Origin of the sequence: Pseudoalteromonas sp. NZS37, assembly GCF_015864265.1 — a bacterium.
Taxonomy (GTDB): Bacteria; Pseudomonadota; Gammaproteobacteria; order Enterobacterales; family Alteromonadaceae; genus Pseudoalteromonas; species Pseudoalteromonas arctica.
Genome location: NZ_JADYXL010000002.1, coordinates 573,950 through 594,034 on the forward strand (window position 1 = coordinate 573,950; position 20,085 = coordinate 594,034).

The window sequence follows — 20,085 nt, forward strand, 5'->3', positions numbered from 1 at the left end:
TTTATGTGACCTTTGACGTTAATATACTTAAACGCAGCACGATGATCAACCAATTTGACGTTTTAATATTACCATAAGGTATACCAATTTTAACTTAGCGGCATTACCAGTAGGTCAGGCAGGTTTTTTACTAGAATATAAACCGCTCTAAACTAGTTTATAAATGGGTAATGTAGGTTGAGAAAAGTGTGGTGATTATTAATGAATAATAAAAAAGCCCCAAATTTGGGGCTTTTAAAAGTTAACTGATTAATTGGTTATTTAATCGTTTTGTATTTTCCATGTAGATCCAACACCGACTTCAGATGACTGAATATAATGAAGACCTTTAGCACCCGCCTCTGCCTGAAGGCCTGCAGGGTCAGTTTCTAATAACGTACTTGTTGCTGTAACGTACTCAAGTACTTCTTTGCCATTAGTTGCTGGGTCTTGGTCAATTGCACCATCAGTATCGAATGCGCCATTACCATTTAGTTTTCTAATTTCAACCCAGTCACCGCTTGCATCGCCTGATACTCGACTATCCATATAACCAAAGTTGTTACTTAGCAGCGAGCTATCATGATTAATTAAGTCACAGTCATATTCAAAAGCATGGTCACTATCAAGTGTATTTGGATAAAATAGGCCTTGAGTTGTAGCACTGCTGTTTATTGTATCTTCGTCTGTTTGATCGCCTAAACCGTTTGCAATTAAATTTCCATTAAAGTTGATAACAAACGCATTTTTGGTTAGGCCGTATAGCACCGGCGCATTCGCTGCGGTTAACTCATCACAATCACTTGTTGGTGCTTTAGAGCCTATTTCTGTACTAAATACAATAGGTTGCTGCGAGTTCAAAACCGTATTGTTTGTTACATTTAGTGTAAAGTCGCCGGCACTATCAAGCACTGCCTGATTACCTGACTTTGGTACACCACCATCATCTTGCGAAAATGGGTTAGCTGTAAATACAATACCGCCCGCTTCTTTATTACCAGAACGAATACCTGCAATGTAGTTGTTACTTACGGTGTGACCAAGTGGTGTAATTAATATACCCGCTGGGCGATCATCAGAGCTTGCAATATCGGTAGTTCGAATAATAACGTTATCTGTAACACTGTTGAAGCCACCATCTTCTAGTGAAATACCACCATTAGGATTTACGATTGTATTGCCTTTGATGGTTGCACCAGAAGTTTGTACACGCATTAAACGACGACCTGTTACAAAGTTTTCTACGCGGTTATACTGAATAGTAAAGTTTGCGTTATCAGCTGCACCGCTACCCGTTGTGCTACCTGCATTGATTAAATATAAACTTGATTGACCAAAGTTTGGATTATCACTGTCACTAAATAAATTATATTGAATAACGTGATCAGAGCTTGATGATGATATTTTTATCACAGACCCTTTTTCTGCTACATTTCGATTAGAGAATGTATTTCGCTCAACCAACGCGCTTTGACCTTTTATCATCAGCCAATGGTATTCAGAGTTATTGAGTGTAGCTTCTTCTCCATCCATCGTGTTTTGCGAAAAAGTAAAGTTATCCCCTTCTGAGTAAATAACAGCACCTTCTTCGGTTTCACAAAATGCACCCGCTTTAGTATCTATATTCTTAAAGGTAAGCCCTGTTAATCCAGCGCCATCTACTCCAGCAGCTACATGCACACATACTTCACCGCTAAGTACAGGAGTTTGACCTTCTACAGCGCGAAGCGTTACTGCACTGGTTAATAAAACTGCGTCCATATCAGCATAAACACCGGTGTTTAAGCCAATAACATCACCATCAGCTAAACCGCCGCTTAAAGCACCAAGGAGTGCTTCAGGGTTACTAACTAATTGTGTGTAAACTAATGTATCAAGTGAGTTTGTAACCTCACTCGCAAAACCATCGTTATCTGTATACGTAGCTTTTACCGACATTATTGAGCCAGCGTAAGCAGAAGGTGTAAATGTTTTACTATTACTGTCGGCTACTTCAACGCCATCAGCAGACCAAGTATAAGTAACGTTTGCCTCTTCAACACCGTTGTTATCAGTTATCTCAGCGGTTAACTCGCCACTTGTCAAATAAGGCGCTACGCCCATAATGGCGACGCTACCGGCTTCGTCAACCGCAACAGCAGAAACAGCAATTGTTTCCTCTGATGTATTATCCTCGATAAATCCATTATCATCTGTGTAAGCAACTTGAACACTTATCTTTTGACCTAAAAGTGATGCATCAACTGTAAAGGTGCTTTGTGTTGCGCCATCTATCTCTTGTGCGTCAGCAAGCCATTGGTAAGTAATATCTCCTGTTGCCCCGTCGGTATCAGCAACTTCTGCTGTTAATATATTACCAACGGTTGGCGTGCCACTAATTGTAACTTCGCCTTCTGAGTTTGTTCGTGCTACAACCTCTGTACCCGTTGAAGTCACAGACTCGTTAAACCCACGGCTATCTTCAAAAGATGCACTAACTGTTATAACTGTACCAAACTGTGCGTCTGTTAACGTAAGCGTTGAAAGTGCTTCATCTGCAATCTCTATGTCATCAGCAAACCATTTATAAGTTACTGTATCGCCATCAAAGCCATTTTCGTCAGCTACATTGGCTGTTAGTTGCGAACCAACTAGAGCGTCGCCCGTAATAGTTAAACTTGCAGGGAATTCGATTGCGGCAACATCTGCGGTTGGATCTGTAATATGCGATTCATTGATACCGCCATCATCGGTATAAAGCCCTTGAACTGTAATTGGTAACCCTATCTGATCGTCAGTCAGTGTAAATGAAGCGCTATTTGCACCTGCAATTGCCTCACCATCTGCATACCAATAGTAAGTCACGTCACCTGAGATACCATCAGGGTCACTAACTTCAGCTGTTAATGTTTGTCCGCTTGTAACAGTTCCACTAAGAGCAATAGAGCCCAAGTTGTTGTCATTGTTGTTTGAGTTTGTGTCACAACCAACTATTGCAGCTGCAATAGCGCATAGCGCAAAATGTTTTAATTTCATGGTGGCTCTATTCTCCAAATTTATGGTTTTAATATTTGGTTATCTATTGTGTGTGTTACCAAATAAATCATGCGTTTATTACCAAATTCATTTAAATTGCAAATAAATTGTTAACCAACTTGGTAATATAACCATAATAAAATAACTTTTTCCACCATACCCACCCAATTAAATAACAATAAATAAACACAAAGTTAACCCTGCACTGTTATCGCAGGTCAAAAATTGAATTCAATCATGCACAATTACTGCGAAAATACATAACCTTAGAGTAAAAAATTGGTTTTACATGGTGTTAAGTAAATAAGATTTATTTAATATATATGAAGTAATCTAATTTGAAGACTATAAGAAAATTAAGAAATGAAGTGAGTTTGTATAAAAAGGGTTATTTACAGAGAGAATGAAAAATAAGGGTAAAAAAGGGGCTATTTTTTGCCCCTTTTTTATTAAGTACTGGTTTATAAAATAGCGTTATTATAAAACTCTACAGGCTCATTTGAGCCCAAAGCAACAGGCACACGTTGATGCAAGCTAGTTGGCGCAATATCTAAAATACGCGTTCCTCTAGAGGTTGCTTTACCACCTGCGTTTTCAACTAAAAGCGCTAACGGGTTTGCTTCATAAAGCAGTCTTATTTTTCCGTTATCGTTACCACTGCGTTTATCTTGCGGATACAAAAATAACCCGCCTCGGCATAATATACGATGAACGTCGCCTACCATCGCTGCATTCCAACGCATTGAGCTTTTTTCAAAGCTTTCACAGGTGTAAAGCAATTTATCAAAATACACTTGTGTCGGTTCGTCCCAATAACGGTAGTTAGCCATATTAACGGCAAATTCACGACTCTGCTCTGGCACACTTAACTGCTTATTTGTCAGTAGATAACCGCCATGCGTTGAGTCTAATGTATAACAACGCGTTGGACCGCCAGTACTCATTACAAGTAATGATGAAGGGCCGTATAACACATAGCCTGCACATACTTGATTTACACCAGGCTGACTAAATTGCTCGTCGCTGTCGAAGGCAACATCATCACGGGCTAAGTAAATAGTAAATATAGTGCCTATTTGCCCATTAACATCAATATTAGAAGAGCCATCTAGTGGGTCAAAAGCAACAATAAACTTACCTTCAGGGTGGCCACCTACCGCATGATCTTCTTCCTCTGATGCAACTGATCGTACGCTGCTGTCGTCAAGTAGGATGTCTTTAAGTAGTTGGTTTGCGATTACATCTAGCTTTTTTTGAACTTCACCTTGGATGTTTTCATTCAATGTTGAACCTAAAACACCGGCTAATTCACCTTGGCTTACTCGAAAAGCAATTTCTTTACTGGTCGCTAAAATTGTGCGAATAAGTAAAATAAGATCGGTATCTACACCGTCTTCTTTTAATACTGTATTTAGTCTTTTCATGCGCTATACCTATTTACACAATTTAGATCGTCAAAGCATTGCTCTAGTCTTGCAACCATACTTTGCTCTGAATGACGCAACCATACGCGAGGGTCATAATATTTTTTGTTTGGCTTATCATCCCCATCAGGGTTACCAATTTGCTCTTGTAGGTATGCTTGGTTACCTTTGTAGTAGTCTAAAATACCTGTCCAACACGCCCACTGCGTATCGGTATCAATATTCATTTTAACTACACCATAGGTTAAAGACTCTGCAATTTTATCGTACTCAGAACCACTACCACCATGAAACACAAAGTTAATTGAGTTGCTTGGTAGATTAAATTTTTCTGATACGTAAGCTTGTGAATCTTTTAAAATAGTTGGTGTAAGAACAACGTTACCCGGCTTATATACACCGTGAACATTGCCAAAAGACGCTGCAATTATAAAGTTAGGGCTAATACGACTTAAACGTTCGTAAGCAAATGCAACATCTTCAGGCTGAGTGTATAAAGAAGAGCTGTCTAGGTGTGAGTTATCAACACCGTCTTCTTCGCCGCCCGTGCAGCCAAGCTCAATTTCAAGCGTCATACCTATTTTTGCCATACGCGTTAAGTAACGTTCACAAATTTCGATATTTTCTTCTAAAGGCTCTTCTGACAAATCAATCATATGCGAGCTAAACAGTGGTTTGCCAGTCAGTTCAAAGTGTCTTTCACCTTCATCAAGCAAACCATCAATCCAAGGTAGTAGCTTTTTAGCTGCGTGATCAGTATGAAGCATCACTGCTACTTCATAATGTGCTGCCACTGAATGTACATATCTTGCAGCACTTACCGCCCCAAGCACTGCTGATTGTTGCTCCGGTAAAGATAAGCTTTTACCACAAAAAAATTGAGCTCCACCATTAGAAAGCTGAATAATAACGGGCGAGTTTTTCTTTTTAGCAGCTTCTAGCGTCGCATTTATAGATGTTGTACTAACAACATTTACCGCTGGCAACGCATATTGATTAGTACGCGCATGTTCATACACAGCACTTACTTCATCGCCAACGATTACGCCTGGCAGTATTGTTGGGGCTAAATAATTCATTTATGAAATCCTTTCTATTTTAAAGCCTGGATACAAGAATCAGTAATTGCTTGCCAATTTTCTTGTTCAACCCACTCTTTTTTCGCTATCCAAGTACCGCCAACGGCGAATACATTATTTAAAGAAAGATAGTCCATTTTGTTACTTTCGCTAACGCCGCCTGTAGGACAAAAGCTGACTGCTCTAAATACTGACGACACAGCTGATACAAAAGGTGCTCCTCCGGCAAGCGAAGCCGGGAATAATTTTTGCTCTTCAAAGCCATATTCAAGTGCCATTAAAATATCACCTGTGTTTGATACACCAGGAAGTACCGGCACATTACATTTAGCAAGAGCAGTAAGTAGCGCAGGAGAAACCGCTGGCGTTACAATAAAGTCAGAACCCGCTTCAAGTGCTTGCTCTAAAATGTCAGTATTTATGACTGTACCCGCACCGACTTTTAGCTCTGGCACTTGTGCCTTAATAGCTTTTAATGCTTCTAAAGAAGCCTCTGTTCTTAGTACTACTTCAACTAAAGTAAGGCCAGCGTTAGCCATAGCTTTCGCTATTTGAACACCTTGCTCTGGCGTATCAGCTTGAATTATAGGTAGCAGTGTTTGTCCTGACATAAGTTCAGAAAAGCGAGTCATAACGTTGTTCCTTTATAAAAAGTAATGCGGCCGAGGTATGGCGGCCTTTAATGTTTGATTAACCTGAACTCTAGATAATAAATCTATCTCAAGCAGCTATTTTCAGCGCTAACTGCGTTGAATTTACTTGCAATAGGCCCGCTATTGACGCGTAAATTCGCCTTGTTTTCACTGAAAATCTCTAGCTAGAGAAAATAATTTTAAATATCACCATGATTCAATATGTTAGTAAATCTCTTAACCAGAGTTCAGGTTAATTATTTTGTTATACCAATTGCATTAAATTAATGAGCTATTATAGCGACAAGAAAATAGCTCAATAACAAGGCTAAAATTATGATACATAGTTGTTCTATATAAATAATTTTTAACGTAGTTAGTGAGTTATTTAATACGCTAAGGTGATCATGTTTTTAATAAAATTGGTATCAGGTACCAGCTTCAACCATTGCTAGCTGAAATATATCTTTTGGAGCAATAGCGCCTGGCTGTTGTATAACCGCACCGGCGGCTTTTGCAGCAAGTTGTACAGCACTCGAAATTGGTTTATCAGATAAACGAGCACCTAAGTAAACACCGTTAAAAGCATCGCCTGCGGATGTCGTATCTACAACATTTGTTACCGGTATTATAGTGTGGCTTTGAAGAATATTGCCCTCTTTTGTCACTACCGATTCAGGGCCATTTTTAACAACAATTTCTTCAATTTGGTAAGGTTTTAAATATTCAACAACCGCTTCTACGCTATGAACGTCATAAAGTGTTGTTAAATCTTCAACGCCAGGTAGGGTAATATCTGCAAGCGTAAAGGCTAAATGATATTGCTCTTTAGTTTCCTCTACACTATTCCACAAACGCGCTCTGTAGTTAGGATCAAAAACTATTTTAACCCCAGCATCTTTGAGCTGCTCTACAACTTTCCAAAAATGCTCACGTGCACTTTCTTCAATTATTGCTAATGAAATTCCTGAAAAGAAAAACATATCACCTTGGCTAAGCTGCTCGAGTGCATCAGCATCTAAAAAATCAACAACCTTTTTAGCTGCAGAATCATTACGCCAATAAATAAAGCTACGCTCACCATGCTCATCGGTTTCTATGTAATACATGCCAGGTACTTTGGTATCGTGAGCAAATACGAGTTGTGTATTTATTTGTTCACTTTCAAAGCGTTCTAGCATTTTTTTACTTAAATTATCTTGACCTAAAGCCGTAACAACCGAAGTAGTAACCTGCGGGAAGCAACGTTTTAAATACACTGCAGAATTATAAACATCGCCTGCAAATGATTGGTGTAGTGTGGCTGCGCTCATAGCTCTAAGCTCGACCATGCATTCACCGATAAAGTAAATATTTTTCATCTTGGAAGTTACCCTATGTAGTTAACTGCTATGCGCTTATACAAAACATGTTGGCATAGCAGTTATTATCTAGATTATTGAGGCTTTTTAAGAGGTTCTATTTTTGGAATTAAAATCCAAACAGCTGCCATTGCTATAATGGCTAAAGAAGCACCAATAACAAATGCTGGCGTATAATTACCATCAGCAGTAAGAATAGGCACAAGCGATGTAAGGCCTACAGCACCAAGTTTTGCCGCCATACCAGAGAAACCTGATAATGTACCTACAGCTTTTTTGCCTAACAAATCACTTGGTAGTGTTTGCACGTTACCAATTGCAGTTTGAAAACCAAATAATATAACAGCCATAATTAGTACCGCTGTCGTTGGTCCGCCTGGATTTGCCATTGCAAGTAACGCAGGTAACATAATTAAACAGCCCAGCGTTATAGTTAGCTTACGTGTTTTATCTGTATTCCAACCGGCTTTGAGTCGGTTTTGAGCTAATAAGCCACCAAACCAAGCACCAAACATAGCGCCAACATAAGGTACCCAACCATATATACCAATAGACTTAACATCCATGCCGTATACTTCGTTTAGGTAAATAGGTATCCAAAAAACAAATAACCACCAAATAGGGTCAATCGCAGCAGAGGCAATAATTACACCCCAGCTTTGCTTACGAGAAAGTAACTCAGCAGTTGAAGGGTTATATTCTTCTTCGTCTTCACCTGTTACATCGCCATTATCATCAACACGTCTTTGACCTGTTAAGATATATTCACGCTCTTCGGCAGTAAGCCAAGGATGAGAGCTAGGCGGCGCTTTAACTAAAATTAACCAAGGCACTAACCAAAGAAAACCTAATACGCCCACAAAAACAAACACCATTTGCCAGCTAAAGTAGATAGTTAAATAAGCAATTAAAGGAATAGCAATAATACCGCCAATAGCAGCGCCAGAGTTAAAAATACCCTGTGCTAAGGCGCGCTCTTTAGTAGGAAACCATTCAGCATTACCTTTAGCTGCGCCCGGCCAGTTACCGGCTTCTGCTACACCTAAGATTGCGCGAAAAATACTAAGGCTAAGTACACCTTGTGCAAATGCATGTGCAACGGTTGCAATAGACCAAACACCTATCGATAAAACAAAACCGAAGCGTGTGCCTACCCAGTCAAATATTTTACCAAATATGGCTTGACCAAATGCATAAGCAAATACAAACACAATTGAAATATTAGCGTATATTTGTTTGCGTTCTAGCGCTGATTCATCAGGAAATAAATCTTCAACAATGTCCGGCCAAAGCACACTAAGTGCTTGACGGTCGATATAGTTAATAATGGTAGCTAGCGCAATTAGCGCTATAACCCACCAACGTAAGCCTTTAAGTTGCATAATTAATCCTCAAGAAAGTCTTCACGCGCTGGGCTAAAAGTATCAATCAGGATTCCGCCTGTTGGGCAGGTAGCTCCATGATCAGCAAATGGTGGGATTAAGCAGCTATCACCCGGTTTTAAGATTTTAGTGACGCCATCAATGTTAAAGTGGAACTCACCTTCAACAACATACGTTACTTGAGAATGTCTGTGAGCATGGTTATAACCAATAGCCCCTTTCTCAAACCAAATTTTAACAGCCATTAGCTCTTCGTTATAACCTAGCATTTGACGTTTTAGACCATTTCCTAAATCTTCAATTTCGGTCTCGTTGCCAAATGAAAAGTTTGCGCTTTGCTTTTGCATCCTATTTACTCCTGATTATTGTTCATCATATAAACGCCTAATCGGCCATTTAAAGTGAACTCTTTATTTTGATAATTGAATGTATTTTTAGCTGAGGTTGGTGCTTTATTAATAGCCACTAAATATGACTTGCCTTTAATATCAAGTTCAACAAGTGTTAAATCGCCCTGCTGACTATATTCAAGCTTTGTAATTCTACTAACAGCTTCTAACGTATATTCTTTACTTGGATTGTATTCACCGTGAGGCTCTAATACAGATATAAATTTATGATGCTTTTGACCCTCAACACGACGAATAAAACCGTTTTCGTTGCGTAAGTTAAAATCAGGGTCGTTTGCGCCTATTTGAGTAAACAAGAAAGACTCATCACCTTTAACCAAACTCGTTTGCGTATAAAAGCGACCATTTTCGTTTAACCACGTTACTTTAGCTAAACCACTTTGAGGTTGCGCTTGAGCTTTAAGCCATAGATGCTGGTAGCCATTTTTAGTACCTAATGCAGACAGTTGTGTTGCATTCGCTTTTAGCTCAAAGCTGGTATCTATAAGCTGACCTTTATAATGCAAAGGCAAATCAAGCTGATGTGCTTTATTTGCTGCAACATCAAATATATCAAGTGCAACTGTGCTTTGTAGTTCAGGTAAGTTAATAAGTGCAAGCGTACGTTCAAGATCAACGCCTTTATAAGCTGTGCTTATTTCGCCGCTTGAAACCGTGCCGTATTCATTCGTTTCGAAAAAGTTAAGTGTAGGGTAATTACTATTTCCTACTTCAACATTTGCATTAAAATGCGTTGTTTCGTCAACCACTACCGTATTGTGCGCAACAGTGTGTTTAGCGTAAGTTTCGTTTTCAGGTAAATAACGACCGCCGTATTTAGCTTCTACATTTAAAAAACGTGCTGCGCCATAATCAGATACAATTTCATTACCGTGGTCGTAAAACTGCCATGTTAATTTATCAAAATGACCATGGCCCAAACCTTGTGCAGCAGGTTTAAATAGTAGCGCTTGATCGCCACCTACCTGCGTTCTCATTACAACTAGAGCACCTTGTTTACCGTCATTACCATCGCCGAAGGCAACAGACTTAAACGAATAAGGTTTTGCCATTTTGTTATCTAGTGCTTGAGCTACTTTTAGTCCATCACCAGAGAGAATTATTTGGTCTTGTTGCTTAGCAATATCTAAATAACCCGCATCGTTGGTTAAGCCATATGCTGCCGTTACACCATTAACTAACTCAATAGTATCGATACCTTTACTTTTTATTGCATCGTTAATTGGGAAAAACAAACCGTTGTAGCTAAGTTGAATCGTCGTATCAATCGCTTTTAATAATATGCCATCGCGATATTCAAAGATTTTTCGTTGTGGTTCGTTGTTTTCAATCGCTTTAGCAAACGTTACAAAGGGTAATAGTGCAAAGCGTTGATAGTAAGGACCTTCGTTATAGTAACCTTGTGGTGAAAACAGCATTTCTAGCTGCTTAATAAAGCCACCTTTACCCGACTTTTCTAAATCGTATAATGATTTTTCTACCCACTCAGGTTCACCTAATACATACCCTGCCATGCCAACACCCGCTGTTGCCCATGTTCCATGGTTATGTACTTTATTAAATGTAGAGGGTTGGCCTACTGATGTGAACAACGAAACAGGACGTAGTAAGTCATCCTCGATTGTTTTAATGTTATCGGCATTTAACGAGTCATGAATTAGATCATAAGCTTGTATTGTGTACACAAGCCACATTGCTTCATTTAGGCTTTGCCAAAAAAACTTACCTGGATTTTGCGAGTCCATTTTACGTTTTGGATGCAGACCAAGCGTTGGGTATAATTTTGCATATTCAAGCAACATATCACGCACGTAATTTGCATATTTCTCATCTTGGCTTAGTTGATAAATGATGCCTGCGTTATACATAAGCTGATAATTTTTTTTGTGGCGTTCATGTGTATAACCACCACCACCATCTTTTGGTACAGGTACCGCAATTGGTTGAGCTATTTGTTCGTCTACTTGCGCTTTTAATAGCTCAAACGCAGTAGAAAATTTACCTTCGCTGCCTATTGCTTGACGCATATGACTTACGTCATCAGTAGTAATTACTAAGTTTGGGTGCGCTGCATGCGCACCCAATGATGTAAGTAATGTAAGTGCTGCTACAGCCGCTATTTTAAAACCTGTTTGGCATTTTAATAAGTACATAGTATTTACCCTGCCTTATTTAAAATGTTGTTATTTTTTAATACTGCTGTATGTGGGCCTTTAACTCTTAGTTCTTTAACACTTGGTGCTTTAGTTACATCAAATGTATTACCTGAGATTTCAGTTTTAGGCTCGCCTACTGTGTGCTCTACAACAATAGGAGCAGATTTAACAAATTTATTATCTTTGATATTAGTAACCTGAACACCGTGAACATAAATGCTCGCTTGCTCTTTGTTACGCTTACCAAGGCCGACGTTATTAAGCGTGTTATTTGTCATTTCAAAATGAGGGCCAAATGTACTTTCATCAGTACCACCACGGTAAAGCTTAAGTACACCACCTTGCACATCATTAAATGTATTATTATTTACAATAACGTATTCCGCGTTATAAACACCTAAGTCTTCAATTTCAGTATTTAGACGTAAAATGTCACCTGTTACTGTATTAAAGGTATTACCTGTAATAATAATTTCGTCAGCCATTGCACCTTTACCAGTGATAAAGAAATGGAATGAATGATTAATATCTAAAGCATTTAACTCTGAGTTGGTCATTACAAAGCGGTAATTATCAACCATACCCCATTTTTGCGTACGAACAATGCTGTTACCTATTGCATCTGGCGCGTTTTCACCTGAAATTGATAAACCATCTAGTTTTAAGCTGCCGCCATCATGTATTTCAAACAAGGTAGAGCGTTGAAAAGTAAGTTTAGACTTTGTGCTCTGCTTCGCTTTAATTGTCAACGTTTTATCAATTTTAACCAGTTTAGAAACATCATACTGGCCAGGCGCTAGTTCTAGAACATCACCCGACTCTGCATTATCAATAGCGTCTAGTAATGCACTTACATCAGCTTTAACAGAATGTGTCTTACCAGAATCAAAATCAACTAAAGCAGGTACTTTTGCATACCAGCTAACACCGGTATCTTCTTTTTTAAGTACTTTTAAATCGCGCTTTGCACCTACATTTAAACTTTTAGATGTTGGGTAAAGTAGACCATTACTTGCTTTTTTAAGCGTGATTTTTTCTTTTTTTACACCGTACGTTAGCTCAGAAAGTACTTTTGTATCAGCAATGTTGTTACTTAGTACCAGCCCGCTTACATCATCAAATGTTGTAAATGGCTGTTCACCATCTTGATTTATGATTAAGTTGTTTTTCATTACGCTATCTTTAGGTGCAGCGCTACGCTCAGCATCGCTACCAGCGGCAAGTTGAATATGACGCACATTTATAAATGTGTTGTTTTCAATTGTCGCATTTTCAACTTGGTGATAACGATTTATAGATGAATTTGGTACGCCGTTCATCACAGTAAAACCACTGCCAAAACGATACCCTGTTAGACCTTGTAGGTAGTTATTTCTTACAATTTGGTCTTTATTGATAACGCGAATACCACCTGTGTGGTCAACACCATTACCAATAAAAATATTTTCTTCTATAAGGTTACCGTTACCATGGCGCAGCGTTAATGTACCGCGCGCTTCATAAAATACGTTATTACGAAGGATGTTTTTACCTGACTTAACCGACACAATTTCTACTTCACCATTGGTGCGTTCAAAATAGTTATTTTCTACCAATGTATGCGAATCAGTTAATGAGTAATGGCTGGTGCCAATACGTAGGGTTTCACCACCGTTCGAACCAAAAGTTGGACGGTAGCCAAAATAGTTGTTGTCTATGCGGTGATAGTTTTCCTGACTTGCTTGAGTGTTTAAACGAACAGCAACTGTCACACCTTTATTTCGTTTGCCAACTAAATGACTATGATCAAAGCGGTTATGTTGTCCATATAATGCAACCCAATAATCAGACTCTCGTTTGTCTGGATTACTGTAATTATCGATTACTGTTTGAGTAACTCGTGAATTGTAGGCTAATTCATTTTTATTTTTACGAAACTCTATTACAGCTGAGCTCGGTGTGTAGCCGTCTTTAAATACTAAACCTGAAGCTTCAAGGTATTTACCTGCAAGTCTTAGGTTCGATTGACCCGATAAAATTACTTTACCGTTAGTTTCAGCGGTCAATAAAATAGGAGAGTTTTTTGTACCTTGGCCTTCAAGTAGGATTTCGAAGTCAGACCAAGTACCATTTTTAAGTACTACTTTGTCGCCAGCAACTAGATTAGCTGCGATATCATTAAAAGCTTGTTTACTTTCTACAAAATAATCTTTGGCCGCTATTTGTGTGGATATGCAACCGATGAGAACTAGACTAAGCTTTATTGTGTTAATCAAACGCATAGTTAACTCTTTTTCGTTGTGACTGAAAGTAGTGCTTCATCAGAATTTAAAAAAGCTGACATTGCACAAAGACTTTAGTCAATTGGTGTCATGTGTGTTAAAGCGCCTTAAGCCAAAAGCTTAAAGCGCTCAATAAGGTCGAGAAGTATTACTTTTCTAGCTTTTTGAAGTAATCAAAAATTTCAGGAACGTTACCTTGACCCATACCAGCGTCAAACGCTGCTTGTAGGTTAGCTGATGAACCTTCAGCGATTTTTGATTCAGTACCTAGGTCTTCTACCATTTGTAGGAAGTAGCCTAAATCTTTGTTTGCATTAGCAATCGAGAAACCAAGATCGCTAACATTATCAACTGCATAGTTTTTACAAAATTGCATAAACGGTGAATTAGATGGACCAGTCGACATGATGTCAAAAAGTTGTTGACGGTCAACACCAGCAAGCTCTGCAACTGCAAATGCTTGTGACATAGCACACACTGTAGTCATGCCCATGAAGTTGTTGATAAGCTTAGTTGTATGACCTGCACCTAGCTCGCCAAGATGGAAAACGTTTTCACCTTGATCTTCTAGTACTGGTTTAACTTTATTGAATGTATCAATATCGCCTGCAGCCATGATGTTTAAAAGGCCGTCTTTAGCATGTGCTGGTGTACGACCAAGAGGAGCATCAATCATGCCTGCGCCTTTAGCTGCTAAATCAGCACCAATTTTTTTAGTAGATGATGGAATAGAAGTACCAAAATCAACTAGTACTGCACCTTCTTTAATACCCGCTAGGATACCGTCTTCTGCATAAATGATTTTTTCTACAACGGCAGAAGTTGTAAGACAAAACATAACAATATCTGAACCTTCAGCTAGCTCTTTAGCAGTGCTTGCTGTTTTTGCGCCTCTAGCGACACATGCTGCAACCGCATCTTTGCTAAGGTCCATAACAATTAGCTCATAGCCTTTGTTTTGTAAATTTTCGGCCATGTTGCCGCCCATTAAGCCTAAGCCGATGAAACCGATGACTGGTTTTGACATGAATAACTCCTAAATATGTGGCGCATACTTTTATAAGAACAAGTAAAATCTACTTTAAAATACGCTGTGTCTTTGTTTCAATTTGTAGAGTAACTTTAAGCTTGAGTTATTTATAAATTAACCTGTGCAAAACGTAACTCTGATTAATTACCAATACATTGTATTCACTCAAACCAAGCAACTTACCAATTGGTATGCAAAAACTGTATTACCATACGCCTTTTTTGTCAACCAATAAGTTAACCAAGTAAATCCCATATTTTTACAAATTACATACAAACAAATTTAATGTTAATTAAAAACAAATAGTTAGATATAACAAATCCAATCAAGAACAGGTTAACTTTTGTTGAACAATCAGTAACTTTTTTTATACTAATAGGTTGACCAATAATTGAGTGTTCTTTATTTAAATATGCAAAATTCAATAAAATGGTTCATTAATTGGTAATTTACAGTTGATGTTATTGGTAAAATTATAAAGGCCATACGTGAACAGCTTCCAACTCTAAATGGTTTTGAGGTTGTGATTTGTACGTAACGCCTACATATATGGCTAATACATATAAAAACTACAAAATGCGCTTAATAATAGCGCTTAGTTAAAAATATACTGAACTTTGAAAAAATCACTAAAGGAACTGAATAATGCGTTTATTACATACTATGCTGCGTGTTGCGGATTTAGACAAATCAATTGCTTTTTATACTGAAGTATTAGGTATGAAAGAATTACGCAGAGCTGATAACAGTGAATACAGATACACTCTTGCCTTTATTGGATATGGCGACGAAGCAGATAATACAGTATTAGAGTTAACTTATAACTGGGACGAGGATAGCTACGACCTGGGTAATGCTTATGGCCATATAGCCATTGAATTTGATGATATTTACAAAACATGTGCTGATATTAAAGCTGCCGGTGGCAATGTAAGCCGTGAACCTGGGCCTGTAAAAGGTGGTACTACTGAAATTGCTTTTGTAAAAGACCCTGATGGCTATGCAATTGAGCTAATTCAGAAAAAAGATGACATGAGTAAATTTTAAATTACCTACCAACTAATTCAAGTTATAACAATTTGCTTAATGCCAATCTGCTTATATATGGGGTCTATTTAACGTTAAGAAAATTACGCTAGGACTAGGCAAAAATTTTTGTATCTAGTTGTTCTAAATAAAAAATTTTTAACGACGTTATAGTGCAATTTAATTCGTTAAATTGATCAAAGATTTATGCTGGTTGGTATAACTATGGAGGGGTTTAATTTTATAAATTGTTCAAATATTTATGCAGATTGGTATTAAATAAAAAGGTGCTTTTCAGCACCTTTTTAACGCAACTGACTATCTTTACTGCCACGTCTATTAAACGATTTAGCGCTAGCATCATTACCTTCTATTGCAGCTTGACATGCAACACAGTAGCGCACTCCTGGTAACGCGATCCTTCGTGCTTGTGGGATTTTCTCATCGCACTCATCACATAGCTCTGCACTTGCGCCAGATATTAAATTGCTTCTTGCATACTGTACGGCGTCATTAACACTCGCATCAATTTGATCTTGAATTGCACCGTCTCGTGCCCATCCACTTGCCATAAATCCTCCTAATAAAGTTGGATGTTTAAATTTATGCTACCAAATCGAATCTTTATAAGTACTGAATAAAAGAGCTAGGAATGTGATGCCCTTTGAAGGTTTAAGCTACGAAACTATATTTTATATCTGGTGGAAAGATGCTGTAGTTGCTCCTTGTAATCTACTTCACAAAAAGTTCAACACTCTACAATTAGGCAAAAAAAAGCAGCTAAAAAAGCTGCTTTATAATTCCAATGATTTATTTAAATATTAAAGGCTGTAGTCAACAACCTTCATACCTAATTTTTCGAGCTCTGGACGAAGTGTTTTAGCATCACCCACTACTAAATAAATCATGTCTTTAGTATTTAAGTGCTTTTTAGCTAAGGCGTTAACTTCTTCTTTGCTAATATTGCTAACAATCTCATTTCTTTCTTTTACAAAGCTAGGTTTTAAATCGAACTCTAATATTTGTGCTAAAAAGCCAAGTTTTGCATTAGGCGTTTCATATTTAAGCGCATCTTTTTGATTGATAGCCTTACGCATAAACATAAGCTCTTCGTCAGTGACACCGTTTTGAGCATAGTTATTAAGCTCATTAGTAAACTCTGTAATAGACGCTGCAGTAGAGTCGGCTCTCACCGCTGCAGAAGCGGTAAAGCCACCTGATGTTTTATCACCCCAGAAACGAGAGCGAGCACCGTAAGTGTAGCCTTTATCTTCTCGTAAATTTAGATTGATACGGCTGTTAAACGTGCCACCAAGTGCAAAGTTCATCAAGTTAGCTTTAAAAAACTCACCTGTAATATCTTCAACCATATCGCGTTTACCTATACGAATTTCTGATTGAGGAGCGTCTGGTTTATCGACCAAATAAACTACATTAGTTTCTACTTTAGGTTCACTGAAATCAACCGCTACTAAGCTCGATTTACCTTTCCAATTTGTAAGTGTAGCTTTAACTTTTGGTTCAATTGTTGACTCTTTTAAATCAGAAACAATAATAACTTGAGCGCCCTGCGGTTTAAAGTTTGCGTTATAAAAAGCTTTAACGTCAGCAAGTGTAATAGCCTCTATACTATTAAGCGTTCCAGTACTTGGAAGTGCAGCTATATTGTTGCCATATAGTAATTTACTATATGTATTAGATGCTAAATACCCAGCATCCTTCATTGAATGTTGAATATTTTGAATGATTTGCTTTTTATTACGCTCAAAGTCATCTGCATTAAATGCTGGTTTAAATAACTTTTCTTCGACAAGCTTTAGCGTTGCATCTACATTCTTGGTTAAGCTAGAAACATACACATTTGTATGTGTTTTATCTGAGTAGATACTTACCTGGCTACCTAGTTTTTCAAGCGCGTTACTCATCTGCTCTGTAGTGTAGTTTTGCGTTGACTCGCTCATTAACGATGCAGTTATTGATGATAAACCCACTTTACTAGCTTGCTCACTGTACAGGCCACCCGGAACTTTAATGAAAATAGCGGTAGTTGGCGTTTCTGTACTTTGAGTACCTAATATTTTAATACCGTTTTCGGTCTTAGTTTGCCAAAGAGTAGGAACATCAACAGCAGGATTTGCGCCGGCCTCTGGATGAGCACTTCGATCAAATGTATCAACAGCTCTTCGTGCCACTAAATCATCAGCTGAAGTTGTAGATGGACCTCCAAAATCATGCGATTTAGGCGTAAAGTTGTCTGGAGCAGCTATAAGTTGAGTTTGCCCTTCTGGTACAACACTCATAATAACGGCAGATTTACCTTTGATATATTGATTAAAAACACGCATAACATCAGCTTTTGTAACTTTGTTATAACGTGCAATCTCATCTTTAGCTGAATTTGGGTTACCTGTAAACGTTTCTGACGCGGCTAGTTGAGAGACTTTTCCTGATACGCTTTGCAGACCAAAAATTGCACCAGATTCTATTTTAGCTTTTACTTTATCTAAATCATCTTGTGTAACGCCACGCTCTTCAAATTCAACAAATGAATCACGAATGATTTTTTCCATATCAGCTAACGTTTTCCCTGCTGTAGGATTTGGTAAAGCATAAAGACTAATTGAACACGCTAACTCTTGGCATGGATGATTTGCACTTGCTTGAACAGCAAGTTGAGTTTTAACTAAGTTTTTGTATAGTAGTGAATTATTACCACCACCCAATATTTCAGCAAGTATATCAAGAGGTGCTTCATCTTCAGAGCGAGCGTAAGTAGTTGGGAAACTCATACTTAATAAAGGTAAATGTACCTTATCTTCCATTGAAATATGTCTATCAGCATTGAGTGTTACAGCTGTTTTTTCTACTGTAGGGATTTCAGGGCCTTTTGGAATTGGTGCAAAGTATTTAGTAACTAATGGCAGTATTTCATTAGCGTTGATATCGCCACCAATAGTAAGCGTTGCATTATTAGGACCATACCACTTTAAAAAGAATGCTTTTAAATCATTTACATTTACGCGATTAAGATCGTCCATAAAACCAATTACTGGCCATGAATATGGATGACCATCTGGATACATCGCTTGAGCAACACGTTCACCTAAACGACCATAAGGGCGATTATCAACACGTTGGCCGCGCTCATTTTTTACTGTTTCGCGTTGTACTTCAAATTTTTCTTGGGTTACAGCATCGAGTAAAAAGCCCATTCGATCAGCTTCTAGCCACAACATTTTTTCTAATTGATTTACAGGTACTGTTTCAAAATAATTTGTTCTATCTGAGTTAGTTGTACCATTTAAAGTACCGCCTGCTTCAGATATTATTTTAAAATGTTCCTCATCAGCAACATTCTCTGAACCTTGAAACATCATATGCTCAAAAAAGTGAGCAAAGCCTGACTTACCCAACTCTTCGCGAGCAGAACCAACGTGGTATGTTACATCAACGTGTACTAAGGGATCTGAATGATCCTCATGCACAATTACAGTTAAACCGTTATCTAGTTTATATTTTTTATACGGTATGTTGATTTCACCTGCATTAGATTTCACTGACTCAATAAGTGTAACGCCAGGAATTGATGTTTCTGTAACAATATTTTTATCAACAGCTTGAGTTGAGCTATTACATGCAGCCAACCCTGATGCAAGTAAAACAGCAAGTGCAATTTTTGTGAGTTTCATTTTTTAGTCCATATTTAAATTAACTCAATGAGTTTAAAGACTAATTAAAAGTACAACAAGGAATATGGAGCGATTATGGGTTTGGTTTTGTAACAAAGTGTAAATAGATTGATATAAAAATGAAGTGTGAAATGACGGTGTTAATTTATGGTTTTATTCTAATAACACTGCACTTCCCTATCTAAGTAGTAAATGACATAGCTAAGAGATTGATACTCTTAATAACATCGTGCATATAGAGTGTTATGTAACACTGCTTTATACAATACTTAAAATAGTAAGTGGCGTCCCCAAGGGGATTCGAACCCCTGTTACCGCCGTGAAAGGGCGGTGTCCTAGGCCTCTAGACGATGGGGACACATAAATGTGTCACTAGGACAACTGAATTTTTAGACTCGTTTCAGGCGAGCTTTCTTAATAACACTTCACTTTCCTATTAAAAATAAGTAAGTGGCGTCCCCAAGAGATTAGTACTCTTGATAACGTCGTGCATAGAGAGTGCGGTGTCACACTGCTTTACACAATACTTAAAATAGTAAGTGGCGTCCCCAAGGGGATTCGAACCCCTGTTACCGCCGTGAAAGGGCGGTGTCCTAGGCCTCTAGACGATGGGGACACATAAATGTGTCACTAGGACAACT

The 20,085-nt window shown here is 38.1% G+C and carries 13 protein-coding genes and 2 tRNA genes; 1 reads left to right on the forward strand and 14 read right to left on the reverse strand.

The window, feature by feature from the left end:
• Nucleotides 1-261 precede the first annotated feature (261 nt).
• From I6F47_RS05855 to I6F47_RS05900, 10 genes are all read right to left on the reverse strand, one after another.
• On the reverse strand, nt 262-2,994 hold the full coding sequence (locus tag I6F47_RS05855; protein ID WP_197183507.1) for a poly(beta-D-mannuronate) lyase: 2,733 nt from the start codon (nt 2,992-2,994) through the stop codon (nt 262-264).
• 461 nt (nt 2,995-3,455) lie between these two features.
• Complete coding sequence (locus I6F47_RS05860; RefSeq protein ID WP_010555334.1) at nt 3,456-4,418, reverse strand: class 1 fructose-bisphosphatase; 963 nt, start codon at nt 4,416-4,418, stop codon at nt 3,456-3,458.
• Nucleotides 4,415-5,497 carry a class II fructose-bisphosphate aldolase gene (gene fbaA / locus I6F47_RS05865; RefSeq protein ID WP_024591529.1) on the reverse strand — a complete coding sequence of 361 codons (1,083 nt, stop codon included), beginning with the start codon at nt 5,495-5,497 and terminating at the stop codon, nt 4,415-4,417. The genes I6F47_RS05860 and fbaA overlap by 4 nt, the downstream gene beginning before the upstream one ends.
• A gap of 14 nt (nt 5,498-5,511) precedes the next feature.
• Nucleotides 5,512-6,129 (reverse strand): bifunctional 4-hydroxy-2-oxoglutarate aldolase/2-dehydro-3-deoxy-phosphogluconate aldolase, encoded by a 618-nt coding sequence (gene eda, locus I6F47_RS05870; protein ID WP_007585331.1) that lies wholly within the window; start codon nt 6,127-6,129, stop codon nt 5,512-5,514.
• A 428-nt stretch (nt 6,130-6,557) separates the two neighbouring features.
• Nucleotides 6,558-7,490 (reverse strand): sugar kinase, encoded by a 933-nt coding sequence (locus I6F47_RS05875; RefSeq protein ID WP_101163380.1) that lies wholly within the window; start codon nt 7,488-7,490, stop codon nt 6,558-6,560.
• Between the two features lie 74 nt (nt 7,491-7,564).
• Nucleotides 7,565-8,872, reverse strand: coding sequence for an MFS transporter (locus tag I6F47_RS05880; protein WP_007585328.1), 1,308 nt, complete (start codon nt 8,870-8,872; stop codon nt 7,565-7,567).
• Nucleotides 8,873-8,874: 2 nt separating this feature from the next.
• Nucleotides 8,875-9,219 (reverse strand): cupin domain-containing protein, encoded by a 345-nt coding sequence (locus I6F47_RS05885; protein ID WP_002962963.1) that lies wholly within the window; start codon nt 9,217-9,219, stop codon nt 8,875-8,877.
• Nucleotides 9,220-9,224: 5 nt separating this feature from the next.
• Nucleotides 9,225-11,435, reverse strand: coding sequence for a heparinase II/III domain-containing protein (locus tag I6F47_RS05890; protein WP_197183508.1), 2,211 nt, complete (start codon nt 11,433-11,435; stop codon nt 9,225-9,227).
• A gap of 5 nt (nt 11,436-11,440) precedes the next feature.
• On the reverse strand, nt 11,441-13,699 hold the full coding sequence (locus I6F47_RS05895; RefSeq protein ID WP_165721419.1) for a polysaccharide lyase 6 family protein: 2,259 nt from the start codon (nt 13,697-13,699) through the stop codon (nt 11,441-11,443).
• A gap of 148 nt (nt 13,700-13,847) precedes the next feature.
• A complete protein-coding gene (locus I6F47_RS05900) occupies nt 13,848-14,726 on the reverse strand; it encodes an NAD(P)-dependent oxidoreductase (protein ID WP_007585320.1) in 879 nt (292 codons plus the stop codon).
• A 648-nt stretch (nt 14,727-15,374) separates the two neighbouring features.
• Between I6F47_RS05900 and gloA the strand changes: the two genes are divergently transcribed.
• Complete coding sequence (gloA, locus tag I6F47_RS05905) at nt 15,375-15,776, forward strand: lactoylglutathione lyase (RefSeq protein WP_197183509.1); 402 nt, start codon at nt 15,375-15,377, stop codon at nt 15,774-15,776.
• Between the two features lie 284 nt (nt 15,777-16,060).
• Here gloA and I6F47_RS05910 read toward each other — a convergent pair whose 3' ends face one another.
• The 4 genes from I6F47_RS05910 to I6F47_RS05925 all read right to left on the reverse strand — a co-directional run bounded on the left by I6F47_RS05910 (nt 16,061) and on the right by I6F47_RS05925 (nt 20,060).
• Nucleotides 16,061-16,327 (reverse strand): DksA/TraR family C4-type zinc finger protein, encoded by a 267-nt coding sequence (locus I6F47_RS05910; protein ID WP_166379485.1) that lies wholly within the window; start codon nt 16,325-16,327, stop codon nt 16,061-16,063.
• A 249-nt stretch (nt 16,328-16,576) separates the two neighbouring features.
• Nucleotides 16,577-19,444: a M16 family metallopeptidase gene (locus I6F47_RS05915; protein ID WP_197183510.1), complete on the reverse strand. Its 2,868-nt coding sequence runs from the start codon at nt 19,442-19,444 to the stop codon at nt 16,577-16,579.
• A gap of 282 nt (nt 19,445-19,726) precedes the next feature.
• Nucleotides 19,727-19,802 (reverse strand) — tRNA-Glu (locus tag I6F47_RS05920).
• Between the two features lie 182 nt (nt 19,803-19,984).
• A tRNA-Glu gene (locus I6F47_RS05925) sits at nt 19,985-20,060 on the reverse strand.
• Between the last annotated feature and the right edge of the window lie 25 nt (nt 20,061-20,085).

What these genes read in the sequence shown, in the direction of transcription:
- I6F47_RS05855 (WP_197183507.1), bottom strand. Translation starts at nt 2,994, where the DNA reads ATGAAATTAAAACATTTTGCGCTATGCGCTATTGCAGCTGCAATAGTT.
- I6F47_RS05860 (WP_010555334.1), bottom strand. Translation starts at nt 4,418, where the DNA reads ATGAAAAGACTAAATACAGTATTAAAAGAAGACGGTGTAGATACCGAT.
- fbaA (WP_024591529.1), bottom strand. Translation starts at nt 5,497, where the DNA reads ATGAATTATTTAGCCCCAACAATACTGCCAGGCGTAATCGTTGGCGAT.
- eda (WP_007585331.1), bottom strand. Translation starts at nt 6,129, where the DNA reads ATGACTCGCTTTTCTGAACTTATGTCAGGACAAACACTGCTACCTATA.
- I6F47_RS05875 (WP_101163380.1), bottom strand. Translation starts at nt 7,490, where the DNA reads ATGAAAAATATTTACTTTATCGGTGAATGCATGGTCGAGCTTAGAGCT.
- I6F47_RS05880 (WP_007585328.1), bottom strand. Translation starts at nt 8,872, where the DNA reads ATGCAACTTAAAGGCTTACGTTGGTGGGTTATAGCGCTAATTGCGCTA.
- I6F47_RS05885 (WP_002962963.1), bottom strand. Translation starts at nt 9,219, where the DNA reads ATGCAAAAGCAAAGCGCAAACTTTTCATTTGGCAACGAGACCGAAATT.
- I6F47_RS05890 (WP_197183508.1), bottom strand. Translation starts at nt 11,435, where the DNA reads ATGTACTTATTAAAATGCCAAACAGGTTTTAAAATAGCGGCTGTAGCA.
- I6F47_RS05895 (WP_165721419.1), bottom strand. Translation starts at nt 13,699, where the DNA reads ATGCGTTTGATTAACACAATAAAGCTTAGTCTAGTTCTCATCGGTTGC.
- I6F47_RS05900 (WP_007585320.1), bottom strand. Translation starts at nt 14,726, where the DNA reads ATGTCAAAACCAGTCATCGGTTTCATCGGCTTAGGCTTAATGGGCGGC.
- gloA (WP_197183509.1), top strand. Translation starts at nt 15,375, where the DNA reads ATGCGTTTATTACATACTATGCTGCGTGTTGCGGATTTAGACAAATCA.
- I6F47_RS05910 (WP_166379485.1), bottom strand. Translation starts at nt 16,327, where the DNA reads ATGGCAAGTGGATGGGCACGAGACGGTGCAATTCAAGATCAAATTGAT.
- I6F47_RS05915 (WP_197183510.1), bottom strand. Translation starts at nt 19,444, where the DNA reads ATGAAACTCACAAAAATTGCACTTGCTGTTTTACTTGCATCAGGGTTG.